The sequence below is a fragment of the Hydrogenivirga sp. 128-5-R1-1 genome, from assembly GCF_000171895.1.
In genome coordinates, this window is record NZ_ABHJ01000002.1 from 70,433 (window position 1) to 90,598 (window position 20,166).

Sequence of the window (20,166 nt, forward strand, 5' to 3'; positions counted from 1 at the left end):
GCACACTAAACACAAGAGCCCGGGGTAGTTAAACCGACCTACTCCACTATTGAGGTTTACCGCTCTTAAGGTCTTCCCTTGTGAACCTGTAAACCCTTCCACAGAACTTGCATACCACCTCCGCTGGACCTTCCTCAAGGAGCTCGTTGAGCTCACTCTCCGTCAGCAGAAGCAGGCTTGACTTAGCCACGTCCTCATCGCAGGGACAGTAGTACTCAACCTCCTTCAATCCTATCAACTGGGGCTCGAGCCCATCCAGGATCATGGTGGCTATGTCCTCAGGGCGTTTGCCCTCCTCCATAAGTTGAGTGACAGGTGGTAACTCCGTAACCCTGTGCTCCAGGAGATCAACCACCTTGTCGCTTATACCTCCGAGGGTCTGAACGAGGAAGCCTCCTGCTTGCTTTACGCTTCCGTCCTCGCCCACGAGAACGCCTATGCCCACCGCAGAGGGGATCTGTTCCGACTGGGAGAAGTAATAGGCTAAGTCCTGGGCTATCTCCCCGGAGACGAGAGGCACGACGCTGGTGTAGGGTGTCCCCAGTCTCAACTCCTTAACCACGGTCAGAGTTCCCTCGCTGCCCACTATACGGGAGACGTCAAACTTAGTTCTGCCTTCAGCCTCCTTGGTGAAGGTTTCAACTTGAGGGTTTTCAACGAAACCCCTGACCCTACCCTTACCATCAGCCTCAGCCACGATAGTTCCTATTGGACCGTTCCCCTCTATCTTCAGGAGAACCTTCTGATCTGTCGCGTGTTTCACCAGGGATGTGAGCAGGGCAGCTCCTATCAACGCCCTACCGAGGGCAACAGTAGCACCAGGGGAAAGCCCGTGAATTCTGCGGGCGGTCTCAACCGCCCCCGTAGCCTTTACCACGTACACACGGGCTGGCTCCCTCTTGGGAACCGCTATCACCATGTAGTCTCTGTTCTGAAAGTAATCCTTTAAGTCTTTTCTCGTCTCGTCGGTAAGTTCCTTCTGTATCATGACTTATAAATATAGAGCCTGACCTTCTTGGCTTCAAAGTCCTCAAAGATGGCTACTATATGGGAAGGCTCCTCTATGGGTTCGTTCTTGCTGACCCTGTCGCTCTTCTTGTCAAGGAAGTAAACATCAAAACCTTCATGGTTGTTTGGGTCAAACTCCTCCAGGGGCATGACCTTGAGCTCCATATCGGCTGTTCTGTATCCATATATAAGACCTATCAGGAAGGAGAAGACCTTGCTCTTTTTAGGGTTTATAGGCTTCACCTGTTAAGACTATATCCTTCTCTTCCTTCTCAGGTATGCGGGAACCTCCTCTTCAGGCTCCACCGGGCTTATGTTCTCCTCGGGGACAGCCCTCTTCATGGGCTGGGGCTCCCTCTTTATAACCCTGAAGACGCCCTCTTCCTTTACGCCTTCGGACTGGGACTTCTCAAAGTCCGTCGCAACGACCGCCACCCTCATGAAGTTCTCAACTCCCTCTTCCAGAACTGCTCCAAATATTATGAGTGGCTCGTTGTTAGTCCTGTCCATCATGTCGTTTATAGCCTGCTCAACCTCGTTGAAGGGTATGTCCTCACTCACCCAAAGGGTTACCAGCAGCCTCTTCGCCCCCTCTATGGTGTTACCTTCCAGGAGTGGGTTGCTTATAGCCTGTTCAACGGCGACCTCTATCTTGCCTTCCCCTTTACCTTCTCCCATGCCTATGAGGGCGAGACCACCGCTCTCCATAACAGTTCTTACGTCCGCAAAGTCAACGTTTATCACAGCCGAGGTTGAGATTATGTTCGTTATACCCCTGACAGCCTTTGAGAGAATGTTGTCAACCTCTTTAAAGGCGTCCTTCACCGTGAGCACCTTGTTGGCTATGTCCTGAAGCTTCTGGTTATGTATGACTATGTATGTGTCAACGTTGTCCTTGAGTCTGTCAAGCCCTGCAAGCGCGGACTCCATCCTGCGGGGACCCTCAAACTTGAAGGGCAGAGTTGCCACCGCCACGGTCAGTATGCCCATCTCCCTCGCCGTCTGGGCTATAACGGGGGCTGCTCCCGTTCCAGTTCCTCCCCCGAGACCGACCGCTATGAAGAGCATATCGGTGTCCCTGAGTATGTCCTTTATCTTGTCAACGTCCTCAAGGGCAGCCTGCTCGCCTATCTCAGGTCTTGCTCCAGCGCCTAAACCCCTTGTTACCTTCTCACCTATCTGTATCTTGTGGGGAACCGACAGGGAGCTGAGGTGTTGAACGTCCGTATTTACTGCGTATATCTCAACGTCCTCTATCCCATCGTTGAACATCCTGTTCACCGCGTTGCATCCTCCACCTCCTACGCCCACAACCTTTATCCTTGTCGGGTTCAGACTCTCCATAGCCGTCCCTCCTTACATAATTTCCCTTAAGAAGTTCTTAAACTTCTCTATAAGACCTTTCAAGTCCAGCCCCTTGCCGAGCCCGTTGGACTGAACCTCTATCCTTGAACCCGCGGGTGCCACCCCTTCGGGCGATACGCGAAATTTGAGGAGTCCCACCGCGGTTGAGTACTTGGAGTCCTCTATCTTCTCCTTGAGACCTATCAGCCCCGAGGGAACACCGACCCGTGCAGGCAGGTCTGTAAACCTCTCAAGGAACTCCTTTATACCTGTAAGGTTTGCACACCCGCCCGTTATAACCACACCGGCGTTAGCACCGTCCAGCTTGTAGCCTGAGCCCTCTATCTTTTCAACTATCTTCTCAACTATCTCCTCAAGCCTTATCTGTATAACTTCGGCGAGGGTTGACTTCTCTATGGATATCTCTCTATCCTCACCACGGGGCTTTATCTTTATTATCTCCCCTTCCTTCACCAGGTCTACGAGTGCCACGCCCTCTTCCCTCTTTATCTTTTCTGCGTGTTCAGGGTCAATCTTCATGTAAGAGCTTATGTCCTTCGTTATGACGTTTCCCGCAAGGGTTATGCATCCTGTAACGACCGGATAGCCCTCAAGGTAAAGGACGAAGTCCGTCAGGCTCGCACCCATGTCTATCAGGAGGACTCCCTCGTCCTTCTCTTCCTCGCTCAACACTGCGTTAGCCGACGCTATGGCGCTCACGACCCTCATCGTGGGCTGGAAGCCCGCAGAGACTACCGCTTTCTCAAGATTTCTGCTGACGGTAGTACCGACCTTGACTATGTGAACCTGGGCTGTCAGCTTAGAACCTATAAGGCCCACCGGGTCTTCTATACCCTCCTGGTCGTCAAGCATGTACCTTCTCGGAATGGCGTGAACTATGTCGTACCCGTCCTCTTTACCCCTCGCAACGCTCCTCTCAACGAGTCTGTGAATGTGTTCCTCTTCAACCTCCACGGGACTCGGGGATATGTTTATGGTGTCCTTTTCGTTCTGACTCTTCACTGTGGAACCGGAGACGTTTATTACGACCTCAGTTACCTTCTGTCCGGACATCTCCTCCGCTTCCCTGACGGAGGTAGCTATCGCCCTTGCGGCGACCTCAAGTCTCGTTATAGTGCCCTTATCTACACCCCTCGCCTTTGACTCTCCGACCCCTACTATGTGAAGGTCTCCGTAGGTGTCAACCTCCCCTATAAGGGCGACGATTTTATCAGTCCCTATGTCTATTGAAGCAACTGTTCTCATCCCACCTCAATTTCTTACTAAGATAAACCTGCCGTACCTCAAATCAACTTTTTCCTCGGGAAAATTATAAATCATTTTCAGACGCTCAGATACATTAGGAGGCAACAGCTCCAGAGGTGGGAGTATGACCTTCTTTGAGTTCAATATTAGAACCACGCTGTCCCTTCTCACCCTTATGAGTTTCAGAGGTATGTTCAGGGAGATAACCCCTTCGTAAAGCCTGCTGAAATGTTCCCTGAGCAGGTCTATATCGTAGGTTTCTACTTCAACGAGTCCTTTCCCCTCTCCCTCAAAGGGAGCGAATGCAACCCCCTCCTCATCAAGCAAGAGATAACCCTGCCCGAACCTAAGTCTAGCAACGGGCTTCCTCTCCACAACCCTCAGCTTTAGGCTGGTTCCCCCTATACCTATATCCCTCGTCATGTATACCTTTTTGACCCTGCCGTCAAAACGGGCGTTGAGCTCCGAGAGGAGGTTCTCCTCGTTCAGACTCGTCAGGCTCGTGCTGAGCTCTTCAACGAGCTCCTTTATGTCTTCAAAGGCTATCTTATCGTTACCGCTGAGCTCTATCTGTTTGACCTTAAAGAAGGGCAGCTGGGCAAAGAAGGAGGGAGCAAAGAAACCTGCGAAAGCCATGAAACTTATCCACGCAACGAACAAGAGCACTGAAAAGAGCTTCTGAGCCCTCCTTTCCGTGTTGTGTTTTTTTTTCACAGCTCCCTCCAAAAGCCTAACTAAGTATTATAGACAACATCTCTTTAAAGCTCATACCAGCCTTCTCACACGCCATAGGGAAGAGGCTGAGCTCCGTCATGCCCGGAACAGTGTTAACCTCAAGGACGTAAGGGTTACCCTCACCATCAACCCTGAAGTCCACCCGAGCCATGTCCTTAAGACCGAGGAGCTCGTTAACCCTAAGGGCTGTATCCTGAAGTCTCTCTGATAGTTCTCCTTCTTCCAGGAAAGTGTACTCCGTCTTTCCCCTGGTGTACTTGCTCTCGTAATCGTATATGCCCTTTATCGGCTTTATCTCTATGACGGGAAGCGCCTTCCCCTTGAGTATGGCTACAGTCATGTCTCTCCCCTCAATAAAAGACTCTACAAGCACCTTATCGGTCAGTTCAAAGAGTTCTTTAACAGCTTTCCCGAGCTCAGCTTCGCTGTGGACTACCGACAGCCCAACGCTTGAGCCCTGATCTGCAGGTTTGACAACGGCGGGGAAGTCTCTCCAGACAGGCTCTTCACCCCTGCGCACACACCTCCAAGGTGGTGTCGGTATGCCCTCGGAAGAGAGCAGCCTCTTGGTAATTTCCTTGTCCATCGCTACGGCGCTACCGAGAACTCCGGCTCCCGTGTATGGTATGCCGAGTATGTCCAAGAGACCCTGGATTCTGCCGTCCTCACCGTAAGGTCCATGCAGAGCTATAAATACCTTATCGGGCTTTATGCGGAGTAGCTCGCAGGCTATCTCAGGGGTCAGGTCAAGCTCGTGTACCTCGTGTCCCATGTCCTTGAGTGCACGGGATACAGCCCTCCCCGTCTTAAGGGATATCTCCCTCTCAGAGGACTTTCCACCCATCAAGACCACTATCTTCAATTAGCTTCACCTCCTCCTCAAGCTCTATGCCGAACTCCTCGTAAACCCTCCTCTTGGCTTCCCCTATAAGCTTTACAACGTCACTAAAGCTCCCCTCCCCAAGGTTAATGATAAAGTTGGAGTGCTTCTCCGAGAAGGCTACACCGCCAACTCTGCAGGACTTCATACCCACCTCCTCCAGAAGCCTCCCCGCATACTCAGGGTACGGGTTCTTGAAGGTGGAGCCGCTCGTAGGCTTGTCTATGGGCTGGGTGCTCTTCCTCCTCACCCTTATACTGTTGAACTCCTCCTGAATTGGATGCTCACTCTTCTCAAACTCAAAGGTGCAGGACAGCACAAGCCCTATCTTGGGAAAGGGAGAACTCCGGTAGCCGAAGGATAGCTCTGAAGCTTCAGCTTCAACAACTTCCCCCTCCCAATTGAGGAACACGACCCTCTTCAAAAAGTCGGAGACCTCAACCCCAAAGGCTCCCGCATTCATGGATACCGCTCCCCCGACGGTTGCGGGAAACCCTACGAGCCTGTAAAGACCCTTAAGGTTCTCTTTCACCGACAGGGCTATGAGCTCACGAAGGGGAGTGCCAGCGAGGGCTTTAACCGTCAACCTGCCATTTTCAGGCTCCACCTCAATGCCCGACAACCTCCTCGTGCTGATCACAAGCCCCTTAAAGTCGCCGAATATGACGTTTGAGCCTCCGCCGACAACGAACAGGGGAACGTCCATGTCTCTGGACATCACGACGAGCTCCTTTATCTCTTCTGGAGTAGAGGGCTCGGCGAACATATCAGACCTTCCGCCTATCCTTATGGTGGTCAGCCTTGAAAGCTCGTAGCCCCTGAGAAGCTCCACCCCTCTATTCTAACTTAGCCTTTAAAGTCTCAAACACCTCTTCCCCGTTCTTTAAGTGCCTCCTGCCAAGCTCAATAGCTTCGTCCCGGCTGATGTAACCCCTCCTTGTGAGAAGCTGAAGAAACTGGGTCACGTTCGTGGGTCTTTTGGTGAACTTTCCCCTCTCAAAGTCAAGGACGTAGAGCCTTCCTCTCTTGTCCATCAGGACGTTCTTGTATATGTGAGCGAACTCCTCCTTAGCTATACCGAGCCTGTCCAGCCTGTAGGCTATCTCAAGGAGCTTACGCAACACCCCCTTCTCCTCCTCAGGGCTGAGGTTTAGCTTTCCCAAGGGCGTCCCCTCTATAAACCTGTACATGAAGAAGTCTTCACCCTTGAGTATCAGCTGGGGGAACTCCTCCATACCTTTCAGTCTCTCCAGTATGTCAGCCTCCTTGCGGATAGCCCTGATCACGTGCTCGTTCTTGGCTACCTTCAGACTGACGGGAACACCCTTCCACTCTCCCCTGTATATCTTCCCCCTCCAGCCCTCTGCAAACTCCCTCAGGTTCTCAAGCTCCTTCTTAAACTCCTCAAACTTCACAGATATAATTTTCTTATGGAAAAACCTCTGGTAGCGGTAATTATGGGGAGTATATCCGACTGGGATCACATGAAGGGGGCGGTGGAGGTGCTCAAAGAGTTTGATGTTCCCCACGAGGCGAAGGTGGTCTCCGCCCATCGCACCCCCGATCTAATGTACGAATACGCCAGGTCTGCAGAGGATAGGGGTCTTGAGGTGATAATAGCTGGAGCTGGTGGTGCCGCTCACCTTCCCGGTATGGTTGCCTCCCTGACCACGCTCCCGGTGATAGGCGTCCCGGTTCCAACGAAGCACATGTCTGGTCTTGACTCCCTCTACTCAATAGTCCAGATGCCTGCGGGAATACCCGTGGCAACGGTTGCCATAGGGAACTCAACCAACGCAGGGCTCCTGGCGGTGAGGATACTCTCCGTAAAATGTCCCGAGCTCTCGGAGAAACTCAAGGAATACAGGGAAAAGCTGAAGGAAAAGGTCCTCAACATGAGAATAGAGGGTTAGTATGAACATAGGTATCCTCGGAGGCGGTCAGCTTGGCTGGATGACCATAATTGAGGGCAGGAAGCTCGGATTTAACTTTTACGTCCTTGATAAAGACCCAAAGGCGCCCGCCAGCGGAGTGGCAGACAGGTGGTTTCCGCCGGAAAAGGCTGAGGAGTTCCACAGGATCTGCGACGTTATAACCTACGAGTTTGAGCACATAGAGGAAGAGATACTGAGTAAGGTTGAAGACAAGGTAGTTCCAAACCTTACAGCCCTTGAGCTCAAGCAGAGTAGGGGCGAGGAGAAAAGCTTCCTGTACAGGAATGGGTATCCCGTAGCCCGCTTCAGAAGAGGTAAGCTCGGTCAGCTCAGGGAGCTCCTCAAAGAGGTGGGACTGCCAGCAGTGGTAAAGAGCGAAAGACTTGGGTACGACGGAAAGGGACAGTACAGGGTATATGAAGAGGGTGAGGTTGAAGGGATATTATCCAGACATTCCAAGAAAGAAAGCTTCGTGGTTGAGGAGTTCGTTGATTTCCAAAGCGAGGTCTCGGCGGTGGGCGTCAGGGACTCTGAGGGAAGGGTGAAGGTATTTCCCCTGACTGAAAACGTCCACGAGGAAGGAATACTTCTATACAACAGGACGGCGGAGAGGCTCCCCTACGAGAGGGAGGTGGTGGGGATAGTCTCTCAACTGATAGAAGACCTTGGTATCGTGGGTCTGCTCGCTGTGGAGTTCTTTGTGACCAAAGAGGGAAAGGTTCTAATAAATGAGTTCGCACCGAGACCCCACAACACGGGGCACTACACCCTTGACGGCGCTTACACCTCACAGTTTGAGAACCTGCTGAGAGCTATAACGGGTCTCCCCCTCGGCTCCACGAAATTAAAGCTACCCTCCGGTATGGTGAACATACTCGGGATGTCCAAGGAGGAGCTACCCACAGAAGAGATACTAAAGATTGAGGGGACAAAGGTCTATTGGTACGGAAAGACGAAAAAAATCAGGAGAAAGATGGGGCACGTGAACGTGGTCTCCAGAAGTGTGTCGGACATGGAGCTCAAGCTGGATAAGCTCCTCAGGATACTTTACGAGAGAGAGCCCACCCCGTCATGAAGATAGCGTTAAGCAAGCTAATTGATGTGATCCCTCAGGTAGATAGGTATGTGAAGCAGAGGATCGGTGAGTTCAAGAGGCTCGGCAGTGAAGGGAAAACCCACTACGACTTTAGACCCTTCCTTGATATTGATTACGAGGCGGGTATCTTCTCGGAGCTCTGTTTCTGCGTCCTCACGGCAAACTCATCAGCCTCCATGGGTATAAAGATACAGGCGGAGCTCGGTGACGAGGGCTTCATGAAATTGAAATACGAAGAGCTCGCCCGAGTTATAAGGAGCTACGGACACAGATTTCCCGAGCAGAGGGCTGAGAGAATAGTGATGGTCAGGGAGAGGTGGGACAGCATAAAGTCCCTCCTGAAGGAGGAGGATAAGAAAGAGGTGCGCAGTCTTCTGGCTGATCCGAAGTCAGAGTTCAAGATAAAGGGTTTCGGCTACAAAGAGGCGTCCCACTTCCTCAGGAACATCGGGGTAGAGAACGTCGCGATAATAGACAGGCACGTTTACAGGTTCCTGACAGAAAACGGACTCTTCCCCGAGGTCAAGACCATGACCCCTAAGAGGTACCTTGAGGCGGAGGCAGTTCTGGAAAAACTCTGCGGGGAGCTCGGCATAACCCAGGCTGAGCTTGACCTGTACATCTTCTACATAAAGACGAGGAAGGTTCTAAAGTAATTGATTAAACTCATAGGGACGGAAGGCAAAAGGCTGTTAAAATTACGGAAAAATTCCGGAGGTGAAAAATATGGAGTTTAAACACGTATTTATATGCGTTAATCAGAGACCGCCTGGACATCCCCAGGGTTCGTGTGCCGAGAAGGGCTCAAGGGAAGTCTATCAGGCTTTTATGGAGAAGCTCCAGGAAGACCCAGAGCTCTTCATGTCAACGGCAGTTACACCTACGGGCTGCTTGGGACCCTGCATGATGGGACCTACGATGGTGGTTTACCCGGAGGGGATATGGTACGGGAACGTCAAGGTTGAAGACGTTGAGGAGATAATAAGGGAGCACCTCAAGGGCGGCAAACCCGTTGATAGGCTCGTAGTATCAAAGGGAAAGCCACCCGGAATGTTCTAAGAAAGTCGGGACTACGCCTGTCCCGGCACCCCCGCCTCTTCAAACTCTATCTCAAGCCTCTCGTGGGGTATTATGGTGGTGATAGCGTGCTTGTATACGAGGGTCTGCTGTCTTCCGTCCTCCAGGAGTATGGTAAACATGTCAAAGGACCTGACTTTGCCCTGCAATCTAACGCCGTTAACGAGGTAAATTGAAACCTTAACTCTCCTCTTCCTCGCCGTATTTAAGAAGCTCTCCTGTAGTTTGTAGGGCATTATGTTTACCTCCTTATTATCATGTTTTCTGTAATATCATACAGTTTTTCGGCAAGCTCTTCATACCTATTTGAGTTTTCCAGCTCTTCAATCAGATGTCTGGGGAACACTGACTCGCCAAAGTACGCCCCGAGGAAGGAACCCACGAGAAAACCTATTGAATCTGTGTCTCCCCCGAAGTCTCCGTAGGAGTTTACAGCCCACCAGAGACCTTCCAGAGGGTTATCTATGTTGGAGAGAAATATGAACAGGGATAGGGGAAGGGCTTCAAACACGTAAGAACCGTTACCTATATTCCTTATAGCCATGGAGAGGTCGGCCTGTTCGTAGAGCAACTCTTGAACGAGGTCAAGGGTCTTCTCATATTTCCTTTCCTTTACAAATCGCTTCAGAGCGTTAACGAGCCTTATGCGCTCGTTGAAGTCCCTCAGGTCAAACTCCTCAAGCACAAGGTAGGATATGAGCGCTCCCAACACCGCAGCCCCTTCGGAAATTGCGTCGCTACGATGAGTCAGCATGGATACAAGCTTTGAACCTTCCGCGGCGAGCTCGGGGTTGTGGTAGTGATATAGACCGACCACCACGCTCCTGAGTATACCCTCAATAGAGGTTGAGCTGAGCCCATGGGTCGTAGGGTTTACACCCCTTGAAAGCAGGTCTACAGCCGTGAGCAATGCCGGGTCTGGATACCTGTGGGAAGCCTCATCTTCGTACCAGAGAACGAGCCTGTTAAGAAAGTCCTTAAGGTCTATCTCCTTTTTGGACACAAGGCTCTCAAGGAGTAAAACCATTATGGTCGTCTCATCGGAAGTTTCCTCCGGGAGCTGTCCGTGGGCGGGGCTTGAAGGGTGAGGCGGGACAAAACCCTCTACCCTACCCCCGTAGAACTCGTAAACTTCCTCCTCCACTATATCCTCAACGCTCTTTCCCAAAGCGTCTCCGAGAGCAGCTCCCAGTATGGTTCCTTTGAACTTGTCCCTCAGGATTTGCATACTAATAATTTAGGACTTTATGCCCTCGGTCATCGGACGAGTCCAGCCGGGTAATATAATGTCTTTCAGGATTGAAGGAGGATAGACATGGAACTTCTCATAGACGACCTCTTTAAGGTCATCTCCGATAAGAAGATTTCATACATAGCAGAGAAGGTGCTCGGGGGTGACAGGGTAACGGAGGATGAGGTTCTCTACCTGTTCAACAGCAACGACCTTACAGCCATAGGGCATCTCGCCGAGTTCATAAACAGGAAGAAGAACGGAATGAACGCCTACTTCATAGTAAACAGGCAGATAAACCCCACCAACATCTGCGTTTACCAGTGCGATTTCTGTGCCTTCGGGGTTAAGAAGTCGGACCCGAAGGCTTACGAGATGAGCCTTGATGAGATCCTCAGAAAGGTGGAAGAGACCTGCGAAGCAGGTGGAAGGGAAGTACACATGGTTGGTGGTATACCAGCCCACTGGGGATACGAGAGGTACGTGGAGCTCGTTAGAGAGATAAAGAGCAGGTTCCCGGAGGTTGTGGTCAAAGCCTGGACAGCCATAGAGATACACCACATGGCTAAGATATCCAGAAAGAGCTACGAAGAGGTTCTGACCGAGCTGAAGGAGGCGGGATTGGAGGCTCTCCCAGGCGGTGGAGCGGAGATATTCTCCGAGAGGGCGAGACAGATAATAGCACCAAACAAGGCGAATGCGGAGGAGTACCTTGAGGTTCACCGCACAGCCCACAGGCTCGGGATACCCACAAACGCCACCATGCTTTACGGACATGTGGAGACTCTTGAAGAGAGGGTAGAACACCTGTCCAAGCTGAGGGAGATTCAGGATGAGACGGGAGGGTTCCAGGTATTCATACCTCTGGCTTACTGGCCCGAAGGGACGAGGCTCGGCGGCAGGAGAACCTCCTCCGTTGATGACCTGAAGACGATAGCCGTGTCTAGGATATTCTTAGACAACTTTGATCACGTGAAGGCGTACTGGGTAACCCTTGGAGAGAAAGTAGCCCAGATAGCCCTCAACTTCGGTGCCGACGACCTGGACGGAACGATTGAGGAGGAGAAGATCGTCCACTCTGCGGGTACCAGGTCAGCTTACGGGCACTCCGTTGACAGGCTCGTTAAGCTGATAAAGAAGGCGGGGAAGACCCCCGTTGAAAGGGACACCTTCTACAACGTGGTGAAGGTTTACGACTGAGACACCTCCACATCGCTTCTCTCTTCCTGCACGCCGAACCAGGCTACGATAAGGAGTATCTCACCCACAAGAGATACGAGCCCGCCTATCATTATCAGAGCGAGGATCGTACCGGCAAACATGAGCAGACCTCCGGTCTTGAAGAGGTTGATACCCGTCCTCTCCGCCATGTGAGAGTTAGCCTTGTACCAGAACCAGGACGCAAGAACACCCAGGAGCCAGGCAGCTACCATAACCACGATAACTGGAGCACCCATATTCATGCCGTCACCGCCACGCATCTGTGAAGCCATACTGAAAGCCATGGCTCCCCCTCCAGCCACGAACACGACCAGAGCGAGTATGCCGGAGACCACTGCCTTGATGACGTTGCTCTTTATCTGGGGATCTCCCAGCTCGTCGGAAGCCTTTATGTAACCAACCACGACGGCTATCCACCCCAGAAGCACGAGTATGCCCACGAAGGGAATTACAACGCCAAGCAAAGAACCCACGAGAGCCACCACCAGCCCCCAGCTTCCAAGTTGCTTTGTCTGTTTACTCATGGTATCCCCTCCTTTCAAACCTAAATCTAACTTGCAAAAGAGATAAAAGCAATTAAATTCAAGAACACCATAAAAACTAAGGAGGAACACATGCAGTTCAATTTCAACCAACTCAGCAACAGGCTACAGAATGCACTTGAGGAGATTGAGTTCACGAAACCCACGCCAATTCAGGAATCGGCGATCCCCGTTGCCCTTGAGGGTAAAGACCTTCTAATTCAGGCGAGGACGGGCACGGGAAAGACGGGAGCCTTTGGGATCCCCATAATTGAGAAGCTCAAAAGGGGTGAAAGAGCCCTCGTGCTGGCTCCGACGAGAGAGCTTGCGATCCAGATAAGAGACCACCTCAGGGACCTCGCAAGGTTCTCAAAGATCAGCGTCTTTTCCTTCTACGGTGGCACTTCCGTCGGAAGAGACCTATCTCTACTGGAGAGGAGGATACCTGACGTAGTGGTTGGAACCCCTGGCAGGATAAAAGACTTAATAGAGAGGGGTGCTCTCAAACTTGATACCTTCAAGTACCTCGTCCTGGACGAAGTGGACATAATGCTTGACATGGGCTTCAGGGAAGACATAGAGTGGATAGTATCTAAACTGCCCGAGGAAAGACAGACCTTCTTCGTATCGGCGACCGTTCCCAGAGAGATAAGGGAGATAGCCAGGAAGTTCATGAAGCCCGGATTTGAGCACATAAGCGTTGAGTCCGAGGAGTTGAAGCCGAGGATAAACGAGATAGTCGTCAGGACACGCTCGGAGATCCACAAAACGGAAGAGCTTGAGAGGATCCTCAGAGAGAACGACGATGAGAAGATAATCGTGTTCGTGAAGATGAAGAGAAACGCAAAGGAGCTCGCTTACACCCTCAGGAAGAAGGGCTACAACGTTGAGGCTCTCCACGGGGACATGACCCAGAAGAGAAGGGAAACGGTGATGAAGCTCTTCAGAAACAACAGAGTAAAGGTTCTGATAGCCACGGACGTGGCATCAAGGGGACTGGACATTGAAGGTGTGAGCATGATAATAAACTTCCACCTTCCCGAAGACCCGAGGGTCTATACCCACAGGATAGGCAGGACTGGAAGGTTCGGAAGTGAAGGAACGGCTATAAGTCTCGTCTCACCCTCCGAAAAGAGAAATCTCTGGAGGATAGAGAAGCACAGAGAGAAGACAGCCTGATGTAAACTTTCTCCTGTGGAGGTCATAGGGGTAGAGAGACTTTCCCCGGAAGAGAACATGAGGAGGGACGAAGAAGCCCTCCTCTCCTTTGAAAAAAATCCTACAAAAACACCGAAGGTAAGGCTCTACAGGTGGGATAGAGTCTGTCTCAGCCTCGGATACTTCCAGAGGGACAAACCCTTCCTATCAATACCGGCTGTGCGCCGCCCTACGGGTGGGGGGGCATTGCTCCACGGTTGGGACATATCCTTCTCCATAGTTGATTCAAGAGAGAGATGGGGGACGCAGACCTCAAAGATATACAGAAAGGTGGCGGAACTCTTCCGTCACGTCTTCTCCGAACTCGGCGTTGAAGTTAAACTTGAACGCTTCAGAGGCAGATACCTTGACAACTTCTTCTGCTTCTGGGTGCCCACGCTGGGGGAACTGAGCGTTGACGGCAGAAAGGTCGTATCCATGGCTATGCGGACCCTGAGAAGGAGTTTTCTCGTGCACGGGAGCGTATACACTGACTTTGATTACAAGAAAGCGGCAGAGATGCTGGGTGTGCCCGAAGAGCTCTTAAGAGACAGGATAGTGTCACTGAGGGAGCTTGGAATAAGCGAAGAAGACTTCCTTGAATCTATCAAAAAGGTTTTTGTTATGGTTGCGGGGGAGGGATTTGAACCCTCGACCTCCGGGTTATGAGCCCGGCGAGCTACCAGGCTGCTCCACCCCGCGTAGCCAAGTAGTTATTATACTCCTGAAAGGAACAACCTTCAAGGAGTTTTAACTCCCCAACGAGGCACCGCAGGTATGCTTTAAAAACCTTGATGAAGTGAAGGGTTCAGGTATATTAAAGATGAATGATTATTCACCGGAGGTTGGTATGTGTCTCGCTATACCCTCTAAGGTGATAGAGATCCACGGGGACGGAACGGCAACCGTGGACACGATGGGTGTTAAGAGGAAGATCTCCCTTGAACTGATGGGAGAGGAGGTAAACCCCGGGGATTACGTTCTCATACACGTGGGCTTTGCCATTCAGAAGCTCAACGAGGAGGAAGCCCTTAAAAGTCTTGAGCTCTTTGAGGAGATAGTGTCCGAGCTTGAAGCGGAGGAATCCTATGGAGACATCGCAGAGGGAGATAGACCTTAGGAAAGATTATAGAAACTCGGATAGGATAAGGAGCCTCGTTGAGGCTATAAAGGCTGAAACAAAGGGTATTGAGCTTCCCCTACACGTTATGGAGTTCTGTGGTGGGCACACCCATTCCATAATGAAGTTCGGCATAGACCAGCTCCTTGAGGGGATCGTGCGTTTCGTTCACGGACCGGGATGCCCCGTGTGCGTGATGCCCATGGGAAGGATAGACCTCGCCCTTGAGCTCGCGAAAGACCCGAGGGTGATCCTCTGCTCTTACGGAGACCTTCTGAGGGTTCCCGGTTCCGGTAGGAAAAACTTACTAAACCTCAGGGCTGAAGGCTCTGACGTGAGGATGGTTTACTCCTGCCTTGACTGCCTGAAGATAGCCAGGGGAAATCCCGACAGGAAGGTGGTATTCTTCGCCATAGGCTTTGAGACAACAACTCCTCAAACGGCGGTTCTGATAAAGAAGGCGAAGGAGCTCGGACTCAAGAACCTATCGGTTGTATCCAACCATGTCATAACCCCCGCGGCGATACAGCACATACTGAACGCCCCCGAGATAAGGGAGATAGGTAAGGTGAGGATAGACGCCTTCATAGGTCCCGGTCACGTGAGTGTGATAATTGGAACTAAGCCCTACCACTACTTTGCCGAGGAGTTCCAGAAGCCCGTTGTGATATCCGGCTTTGAACCTGTGGACGTCCTTCAGTCAGTTCTTATGATAGTAAGACAGATCAGAGACCGCAGAGCGGTGGTTGAGAACCAGTACGGAAGGTTCGTGAGCTACGAAGGTAATGTGAAAGCTCAAAGGCTCGTGGCGGACGTTTTTGAGCTCAGGAAGGAGTTTGAGTGGAGGGGTCTTGGGAACATACCTTACAGCGCCCTGAAGATAAACTTGCGATATAAGGAGTATGACGCAGAAGAACGCTTCAGGGTCTCCCTTCCAGAACCAAAGGAACACCCCGCCTGTATCTGCGGTAAGGTTATAAGGGGTGTCGCCGTGCCAACGGACTGCAAACTCTTCGGGAAGGTGTGTACTCCTTCCAACCCACTGGGCTCCTGCATGGTCTCCTCCGAAGGAGCCTGCGCTGCTTACTTCAAGTACAGAAGAGAGCTTGTAAATGTCTGATCTTGACGACAAGCGGTAAATCAGAAGACGGAAGCCTTAGGTTAAGGTATTCCCAGATAGCTCTTCAGAGACTCTTCATCTCTCACCCTTCCACGGGTAAGGACTTCGCGTACGCCATCTATGTACCTCTTCAGGTTTTCAACCGCTTCCTTTATATGCCTTTCGCTTACATCTTTTTGCATGAAGGCATGACCGGTCTTGTTCCTCAAGTCCTGCACCTTGCTAAAGAGGGCGTTTAGCTCGGGCGAGAAGAATACGTTTTTATCCCTGTCTTCGTGGAAAGCCCCTCCGAGCTTCTTTCTTGTCTCATGGAGAGGTTCAAGCCCTAAATTCTCCATCACGTAGGTGAATATACACTCCTCAAGGGCTATAGTCGCCTGAGAATACCTCCTCTTGTTAAATAACCACTCTGCCAGCTTATACTGATTTAACCACTCCTCCTCGTGTTCTTTTTCAAGTTCGGCGTAGGCGGTTTTAAAGGAGTCCTTCAAGAGATCAACAGCGGTAAAACTTGGAGATTGCTCACCTACACCACTCATAGCATCGGTAACCTGCCTTGCGAACGTTGGCATGAAATCAAGGGCTGTAAAACCTACCGCTTGGGAATACTTCCTTAAGAGCTTTGGAAGTTTATTTAAATTGCCCGCTTTCTTCCTCTCGTCGGATCCAAGCTCGGAGAGCTTCCTGTCTATCAGCTCGGCAAGGAAGTCTCCCTCTCCGTAGTTTTTGAATAACGTAAAGCCCTCTATCCACTCGTTGAGTTCAAGAATGGGTAGGAGGTCAACCACAGGAGTCCTGCCTTTCTCGTCCTTTGCCTCAAATATTCCATAAAACAGCCCCTTTACATTAGCACCTTTAACCTTACTAAACAGGTTTGCCACCGTTGAGACCAAGAGAGGGATGGCTCTGAATCCGTGGGTTATGTCAAGGTATATATCCTTGCCGGACACATCAATCTCATCGTTGATTATCCTGAACATCTCCCAGAACTCTTCCCGCGTTTTCCCATAGGGAATTAAAACTTTTCTGTAATTGCCTATTAGCTCGTCCGCTAAGTTCCAGAGAGACTCTTTCGTTCCAATGATATAAACTTCGTCGGGCTTTACATAGTCCAGCAGCGCCTTTGATACAAGTTTGGTCTTAACCTCGCTACCGTCGGAAAGGACATAAGTGCTCTCTTTGTAGTCATATCTGTTCTTCTCCTTGTCGTACTGACCTCTGCCGAGGGTGGAGATGAGGACTTTCATTCTTCTATCCTCCAACCTTTTGATTTGAAGGCTTTTAGCATATCTTCCTTGTTAAGATTCTTGCTCCTCTTTGGTTCTGCCTGCTTAGTAATTTCAGGATCTAAGTTCTTATCACCATTACTCTCCACCAACCTGCACCACCCGAGGGTTTGGTTATCCAGAGTGAGACGGCGGGTAAGAGGGAAGAGATCAGGATGATTGTATTTGGAAAGGACCTCTCCGAACTCACGTAAATTGTATAGGTCACCTGATATATCCTCAGCAAGGAGTAAACCTATGCTATGGGTAAGGTAGCCAGAATATTTACCGAGCCTTATTAAAATTTGATTTTCTTGCTCTATGGCCTTCAGATGATCTACAACTTCACTTGAGTTAAATTTATCCGATATGTATTTATGAGGGGAATTCTTATATGCATTTTTTATATTATTTTCAATAATTTGCCGGTTTTCCTCCCAGAAAAAAATTTCCGATTCAATTAACCGCTGAGAGAAATTCACAAGGCATGCTTTCCAGTTCTGAATAAGGTCTATGATTTTTTCAAATATATGTCTTTTACTCTTATGAATCTTATACAGGGGCTCTAACACATTATTGTTAACTTTAATTTTTACATTGCCGAACACCTGTTCTGTCTCAATTAATTCTACAAATAATGGGTGCATACTAATTTGCCTTCCTCCACGGTGTTTAGTAAATGAAGTAGTATTTGCAACATAAATCTTTCTTACCTCTAAACACAGTTCAGCTGAAACACCTAAGGAATCGGACACTTGTAAACACTTGAATATGTCCTTAGTAGCGTCATCCATTAACATGTCTTTCTTGATTTCACTCTCTATTATAGATAGATCAGCCTTATTATTTTTAACTCTTCCTACATTTTGTCCGTTTGGTTTAACCATCTGAAGATACTTAATTCTATTATGCTGTTCTATACTAAACCTATAGCCTTCCTCTTTTAGAAATTGATAAATTACAGCTGTCCTTATAACCCCTTTTATAGAACTTCCGGGCATATAAACTCTATTCCCAAATTTCATCTCCTCATATATATCATGTATTCGTCCGCTGTCTGTTTTCTTAACCTTATATAAACTTATGCTATCCCATTGATCAGGTTTGATACCAAAGCGGTTTGAAAGCATATCTCCAAGAGTTATCTTGTTTTTGCTGCCAAAATCAGCTATTAACTCAGTGAATTCATCCAGTCTATTTTCTGGAATCTTTTCAATAACCTTGTCTAAATTAAATATGTATACATAGCCGTCATGTTCTCCTATATCCATAGGCTTTAAAGTGTTACCATTTCCTATATGTGTAGGCGATAGTATTTCAATATTAAACACATCACCCATCACTCTCCTCCAACAGCCACAGGAAACTCGTATCCGTATTGGTAGGCTTTAATACTAAGATCGTCGGTTCCCACATATTTAGCCTGTCCTACCCAATTAGCATTATCATTACATTTCAGAACGGAACCCTCTTTTAGATATAAGACCTTCTTTTTCCATATCAGAAGTTCCCCAAAGGTAGTATCTATCGGTGACTTGTATATTTCATACTCGTAGGTGCTGTTATCAATGTCAAGAGAATCCTCTTTGGGTATAACCGGAGACAAGGTTATAAACTTCTCTGAAGGTTTGACCTTTGAGTTTAAGTAATCTACTTCTTCATCAAACCCCTCTAAAGGTTCTATTCTTACACTTCCCCATCCGAGATTTTTGTTAGCACCAAGCCCTATATCCTCAATTAACTTGAAACACTCCTCAAGTACAGACATAAAACCCTCGTCGTAAAACTTCACCATGAACCACCGGTCAGAAAGCAAATGGTATTCCTCAGTAAACAAATCCTTAGACTTCACAGTGATTCTATTTATTGAATTCCTGACAGACAACTCTGTATGGTCCTCAAAGCATGCTTTATCACTTTTATGAACTATAACCCCTTTGATCTCTTCAAATCTTTCCATATCGCCCAAAGATTTTTCATTCTTTATCTTACCTTCAAGTATATGAGTGAATACACCAAAGGACACATACTTTGCTTTCTTTATCGGCTTGCGGTTTATCTTCTTGCATATATTATCTTCCTTTTCAGCTGTGTCTGATATTGTGAGAATAGGCTTTGGAAATACCAGGGAAAAACCACAACCGCTTTCGGCGATCGGGAAAGGAGAAGATATTAGAAACGGCAGCTCGTTGTCTCTGAATTTATTTAATAGACCCTCTAAGTCCTCTCCCATCAATCTGTACGCCCAGCATATAGCACCAAAGAGTGTGTACGCCCTCACGGGCGTGGTTTTAGAAATGAACTTAAGACGATACGCTTTAAGCATTTATAGCTTCCTCTACCCTTTTTATAAAATCACCTAACTTATCCTCTACAGCATTACTTATGTCATTTTCTGAGTTAGCTACTGTATACTTGCCGTTTTCTACCTTCTTATACTCATAACCTTCTATTCTTATCTTTACCCTTCCATAGCCCCTTGAGCCAGATCCACCGAGGTAATCGTCCTCAAGCATCTCAAAACCTGTCTTAAGTGTTTCAAGAATAGTATTCAAGTTGTCGCTTTCAAATATCCGAACGGTTATATAACCTTCAAACTCTGAACCTGCTATCACCCTTTCCGTATGGCGTGGGTTTTCAGCCACGCCCTTTATCCTATTTATCATGTTCTCCACCTTTACCTCAACGTATCCACTATCAAGAGTATTCTCCCAAAGCCTTATAGTGTCCTCAGTGGGATAGAAGTCATCAAATCTCAGTCTAACAGGTTCCTGACCCTGAGCTTGATGAGCACCGAAGAGTTGGCAAACAATACACTTACCACATTTACAAGGATCGCCATCAAAAGATAGTGCTATTATTGAACCCTGATCCCTTCCTTCATCATTTTTAGGTTTCATTATCCACTCAATTAGGCTCCTTATCTTACCCTTCAAAGAAGAACCGGGAATGTAAGGAATATCTAAGAACTTTCTCTTGCCGTTTATCTCCGTATTTGTGAAGAAAACCTTTAGTTTCTCAACTATGTTATCAATCCCTCCGATCTCAACGTTCTCCTTAGCACCGCCTATGTGAAGACCTGTTTTAGCAGTGATCACAACTTTAAGCTTTAGAACTCCTTTAAGTGGTTTGTTAAAGCTCATAGCTCATA

At 49.0% G+C, this 20,166-nt stretch carries 24 protein-coding genes and 1 tRNA gene; 8 read left to right on the forward strand and 17 right to left on the reverse strand.

The window, feature by feature from the left end; translation table 11 throughout:
• Window positions 1-46: 46 nt before the first annotated feature.
• Genes hslO through HG1285_RS14650 form a run of 8 tightly spaced genes read right to left on the reverse strand, consistent with a single transcriptional unit; the run spans window position 47 to window position 6,648 of the window.
• Window positions 47-988 (reverse strand): Hsp33 family molecular chaperone HslO, encoded by a 942-nt coding sequence (hslO, locus tag HG1285_RS14685; RefSeq protein WP_008286296.1) that lies wholly within the window; start codon window positions 986-988, stop codon window positions 47-49.
• The gene (locus HG1285_RS14680) at window positions 985-1,251 is read right to left on the reverse strand and encodes a hypothetical protein (protein ID WP_008286298.1); all 267 of its coding nucleotides are present in this window, start codon (window positions 1,249-1,251) and stop codon (window positions 985-987) included. Before HG1285_RS14680 ends, hslO begins: the two co-directional genes overlap by 4 nt.
• Before the next feature lie 9 nt (window positions 1,252-1,260).
• Window positions 1,261-2,352, reverse strand: a complete 1,092-nt coding sequence (ftsZ, locus tag HG1285_RS14675) for a cell division protein FtsZ (protein WP_008286299.1) — start codon at window positions 2,350-2,352, stop codon at window positions 1,261-1,263.
• 12 nt (window positions 2,353-2,364) lie between these two features.
• Entirely contained in the window at window positions 2,365-3,618 is a 1,254-nt protein-coding gene (gene ftsA, locus HG1285_RS14670; RefSeq protein ID WP_008286300.1) for a cell division protein FtsA, read from the reverse strand.
• Window positions 3,619-3,624: 6 nt separating this feature from the next.
• Window positions 3,625-4,332 carry a hypothetical protein gene (locus tag HG1285_RS14665; protein WP_008286301.1) on the reverse strand — a complete coding sequence of 236 codons (708 nt, stop codon included), beginning with the start codon at window positions 4,330-4,332 and terminating at the stop codon, window positions 3,625-3,627.
• Window positions 4,333-4,348: 16 nt separating this feature from the next.
• Window positions 4,349-5,206 (reverse strand): D-alanine--D-alanine ligase, encoded by an 858-nt coding sequence (locus tag HG1285_RS14660; protein ID WP_232219445.1) that lies wholly within the window; start codon window positions 5,204-5,206, stop codon window positions 4,349-4,351.
• Window positions 5,178-6,065 carry a UDP-N-acetylmuramate dehydrogenase gene (murB, locus tag HG1285_RS14655; protein WP_008286303.1) on the reverse strand — a complete coding sequence of 296 codons (888 nt, stop codon included), beginning with the start codon at window positions 6,063-6,065 and terminating at the stop codon, window positions 5,178-5,180. Before murB ends, HG1285_RS14660 begins: the two co-directional genes overlap by 29 nt.
• A gap of 4 nt (window positions 6,066-6,069) precedes the next feature.
• Window positions 6,070-6,648, reverse strand: coding sequence for a hypothetical protein (locus HG1285_RS14650; RefSeq protein ID WP_008286304.1), 579 nt, complete (start codon window positions 6,646-6,648; stop codon window positions 6,070-6,072).
• A 15-nt stretch (window positions 6,649-6,663) separates the two neighbouring features.
• Between HG1285_RS14650 and purE the strand changes: the two genes are divergently transcribed.
• The 4 genes from purE to HG1285_RS14630 all read left to right on the forward strand — a co-directional run bounded on the left by purE (window position 6,664) and on the right by HG1285_RS14630 (window position 9,322).
• Complete coding sequence (gene purE, locus HG1285_RS14645; protein ID WP_032496333.1) at window positions 6,664-7,146, forward strand: 5-(carboxyamino)imidazole ribonucleotide mutase; 483 nt, start codon at window positions 6,664-6,666, stop codon at window positions 7,144-7,146.
• 1 nt (window position 7,147) lies between these two features.
• Entirely contained in the window at window positions 7,148-8,242 is a 1,095-nt protein-coding gene (locus HG1285_RS14640; RefSeq protein ID WP_008286306.1) for a 5-(carboxyamino)imidazole ribonucleotide synthase, read from the forward strand.
• Window positions 8,239-8,919, forward strand: a complete 681-nt coding sequence (locus HG1285_RS14635) for an N-glycosylase/DNA lyase (RefSeq protein WP_008286307.1) — start codon at window positions 8,239-8,241, stop codon at window positions 8,917-8,919. Before HG1285_RS14640 ends, HG1285_RS14635 begins: the two co-directional genes overlap by 4 nt.
• 70 nt (window positions 8,920-8,989) lie before the next feature.
• The gene (locus HG1285_RS14630) at window positions 8,990-9,322 is read left to right on the forward strand and encodes a (2Fe-2S) ferredoxin domain-containing protein (RefSeq protein WP_008286308.1); all 333 of its coding nucleotides are present in this window, start codon (window positions 8,990-8,992) and stop codon (window positions 9,320-9,322) included.
• Between the two features lie 11 nt (window positions 9,323-9,333).
• Here the strand turns inward: HG1285_RS14630 and hfq are convergent, their stop codons facing one another.
• Together hfq and HG1285_RS14620 are read right to left on the reverse strand one after the other, a co-directional pair.
• Entirely contained in the window at window positions 9,334-9,576 is a 243-nt protein-coding gene (gene hfq / locus HG1285_RS14625) for an RNA chaperone Hfq (RefSeq protein WP_008286309.1), read from the reverse strand.
• A gap of 5 nt (window positions 9,577-9,581) precedes the next feature.
• Window positions 9,582-10,568 (reverse strand): ADP-ribosylglycohydrolase family protein, encoded by a 987-nt coding sequence (locus HG1285_RS14620; RefSeq protein WP_008286310.1) that lies wholly within the window; start codon window positions 10,566-10,568, stop codon window positions 9,582-9,584.
• 87 nt (window positions 10,569-10,655) lie between these two features.
• Between HG1285_RS14620 and mqnE the strand changes: the two genes are divergently transcribed.
• Window positions 10,656-11,771, forward strand: coding sequence for an aminofutalosine synthase MqnE (gene mqnE, locus HG1285_RS14615; RefSeq protein WP_008286311.1), 1,116 nt, complete (start codon window positions 10,656-10,658; stop codon window positions 11,769-11,771).
• Here the strand turns inward: mqnE and HG1285_RS14610 are convergent.
• Entirely contained in the window at window positions 11,762-12,316 is a 555-nt protein-coding gene (locus tag HG1285_RS14610; protein ID WP_008286312.1) for a DUF996 domain-containing protein, read from the reverse strand. The two genes, mqnE and HG1285_RS14610, sit on opposite strands and share 10 nt — an antisense overlap.
• Window positions 12,317-12,406: 90 nt before the next feature.
• Between HG1285_RS14610 and HG1285_RS14605 the strand changes: the two genes are divergently transcribed.
• The gene (locus tag HG1285_RS14605) at window positions 12,407-13,492 is read left to right on the forward strand and encodes a DEAD/DEAH box helicase (protein ID WP_008286313.1); all 1,086 of its coding nucleotides are present in this window, start codon (window positions 12,407-12,409) and stop codon (window positions 13,490-13,492) included.
• A 326-nt stretch (window positions 13,493-13,818) separates the two neighbouring features.
• On the opposite strand, the gene HG1285_RS20190 is transcribed toward HG1285_RS14605, so the two are convergent.
• Both HG1285_RS20190 and HG1285_RS14600 read right to left on the reverse strand, forming a co-directional pair.
• Window positions 13,819-14,001, reverse strand: coding sequence for a hypothetical protein (locus HG1285_RS20190; RefSeq protein WP_232219443.1), 183 nt, complete (start codon window positions 13,999-14,001; stop codon window positions 13,819-13,821).
• Between the two features lie 134 nt (window positions 14,002-14,135).
• Window positions 14,136-14,212, reverse strand: a tRNA-Met gene (locus HG1285_RS14600).
• Between the two features lie 148 nt (window positions 14,213-14,360).
• On the opposite strand from HG1285_RS14600, the gene HG1285_RS14595 reads away from it, so the two are divergent.
• Window positions 14,361-14,630, forward strand: a complete 270-nt coding sequence (locus tag HG1285_RS14595; RefSeq protein ID WP_008286315.1) for a HypC/HybG/HupF family hydrogenase formation chaperone — start codon at window positions 14,361-14,363, stop codon at window positions 14,628-14,630.
• Window positions 14,599-15,750, forward strand: coding sequence for a hydrogenase formation protein HypD (hypD, locus tag HG1285_RS14590; protein WP_008286316.1), 1,152 nt, complete (start codon window positions 14,599-14,601; stop codon window positions 15,748-15,750). Before HG1285_RS14595 ends, hypD begins: the two co-directional genes overlap by 32 nt.
• Window positions 15,751-15,791: 41 nt before the next feature.
• On the opposite strand, the gene csx2 is transcribed toward hypD, so the two are convergent.
• The 4 genes from csx2 to csm3 are packed head-to-tail and all read right to left on the reverse strand — an operon-like array spanning window position 15,792 to window position 20,158.
• Window positions 15,792-16,997: a TIGR02221 family CRISPR-associated protein gene (gene csx2, locus HG1285_RS14585; protein WP_008286317.1), complete on the reverse strand. Its 1,206-nt coding sequence runs from the start codon at window positions 16,995-16,997 to the stop codon at window positions 15,792-15,794.
• Window positions 16,994-18,355 (reverse strand): type III-A CRISPR-associated RAMP protein Csm5, encoded by a 1,362-nt coding sequence (csm5, locus tag HG1285_RS14580; RefSeq protein WP_008286318.1) that lies wholly within the window; start codon window positions 18,353-18,355, stop codon window positions 16,994-16,996. The genes csx2 and csm5 overlap by 4 nt, the downstream gene beginning before the upstream one ends.
• Window positions 18,355-19,341, reverse strand: a complete 987-nt coding sequence (gene csm4 / locus HG1285_RS14575; RefSeq protein ID WP_008286319.1) for a type III-A CRISPR-associated RAMP protein Csm4 — start codon at window positions 19,339-19,341, stop codon at window positions 18,355-18,357. Before csm4 ends, csm5 begins: the two co-directional genes overlap by 1 nt.
• Window positions 19,334-20,158: a type III-A CRISPR-associated RAMP protein Csm3 gene (csm3, locus tag HG1285_RS14570; RefSeq protein WP_008286320.1), complete on the reverse strand. Its 825-nt coding sequence runs from the start codon at window positions 20,156-20,158 to the stop codon at window positions 19,334-19,336. Before csm3 ends, csm4 begins: the two co-directional genes overlap by 8 nt.
• Window positions 20,159-20,166 lie beyond the last annotated feature (8 nt).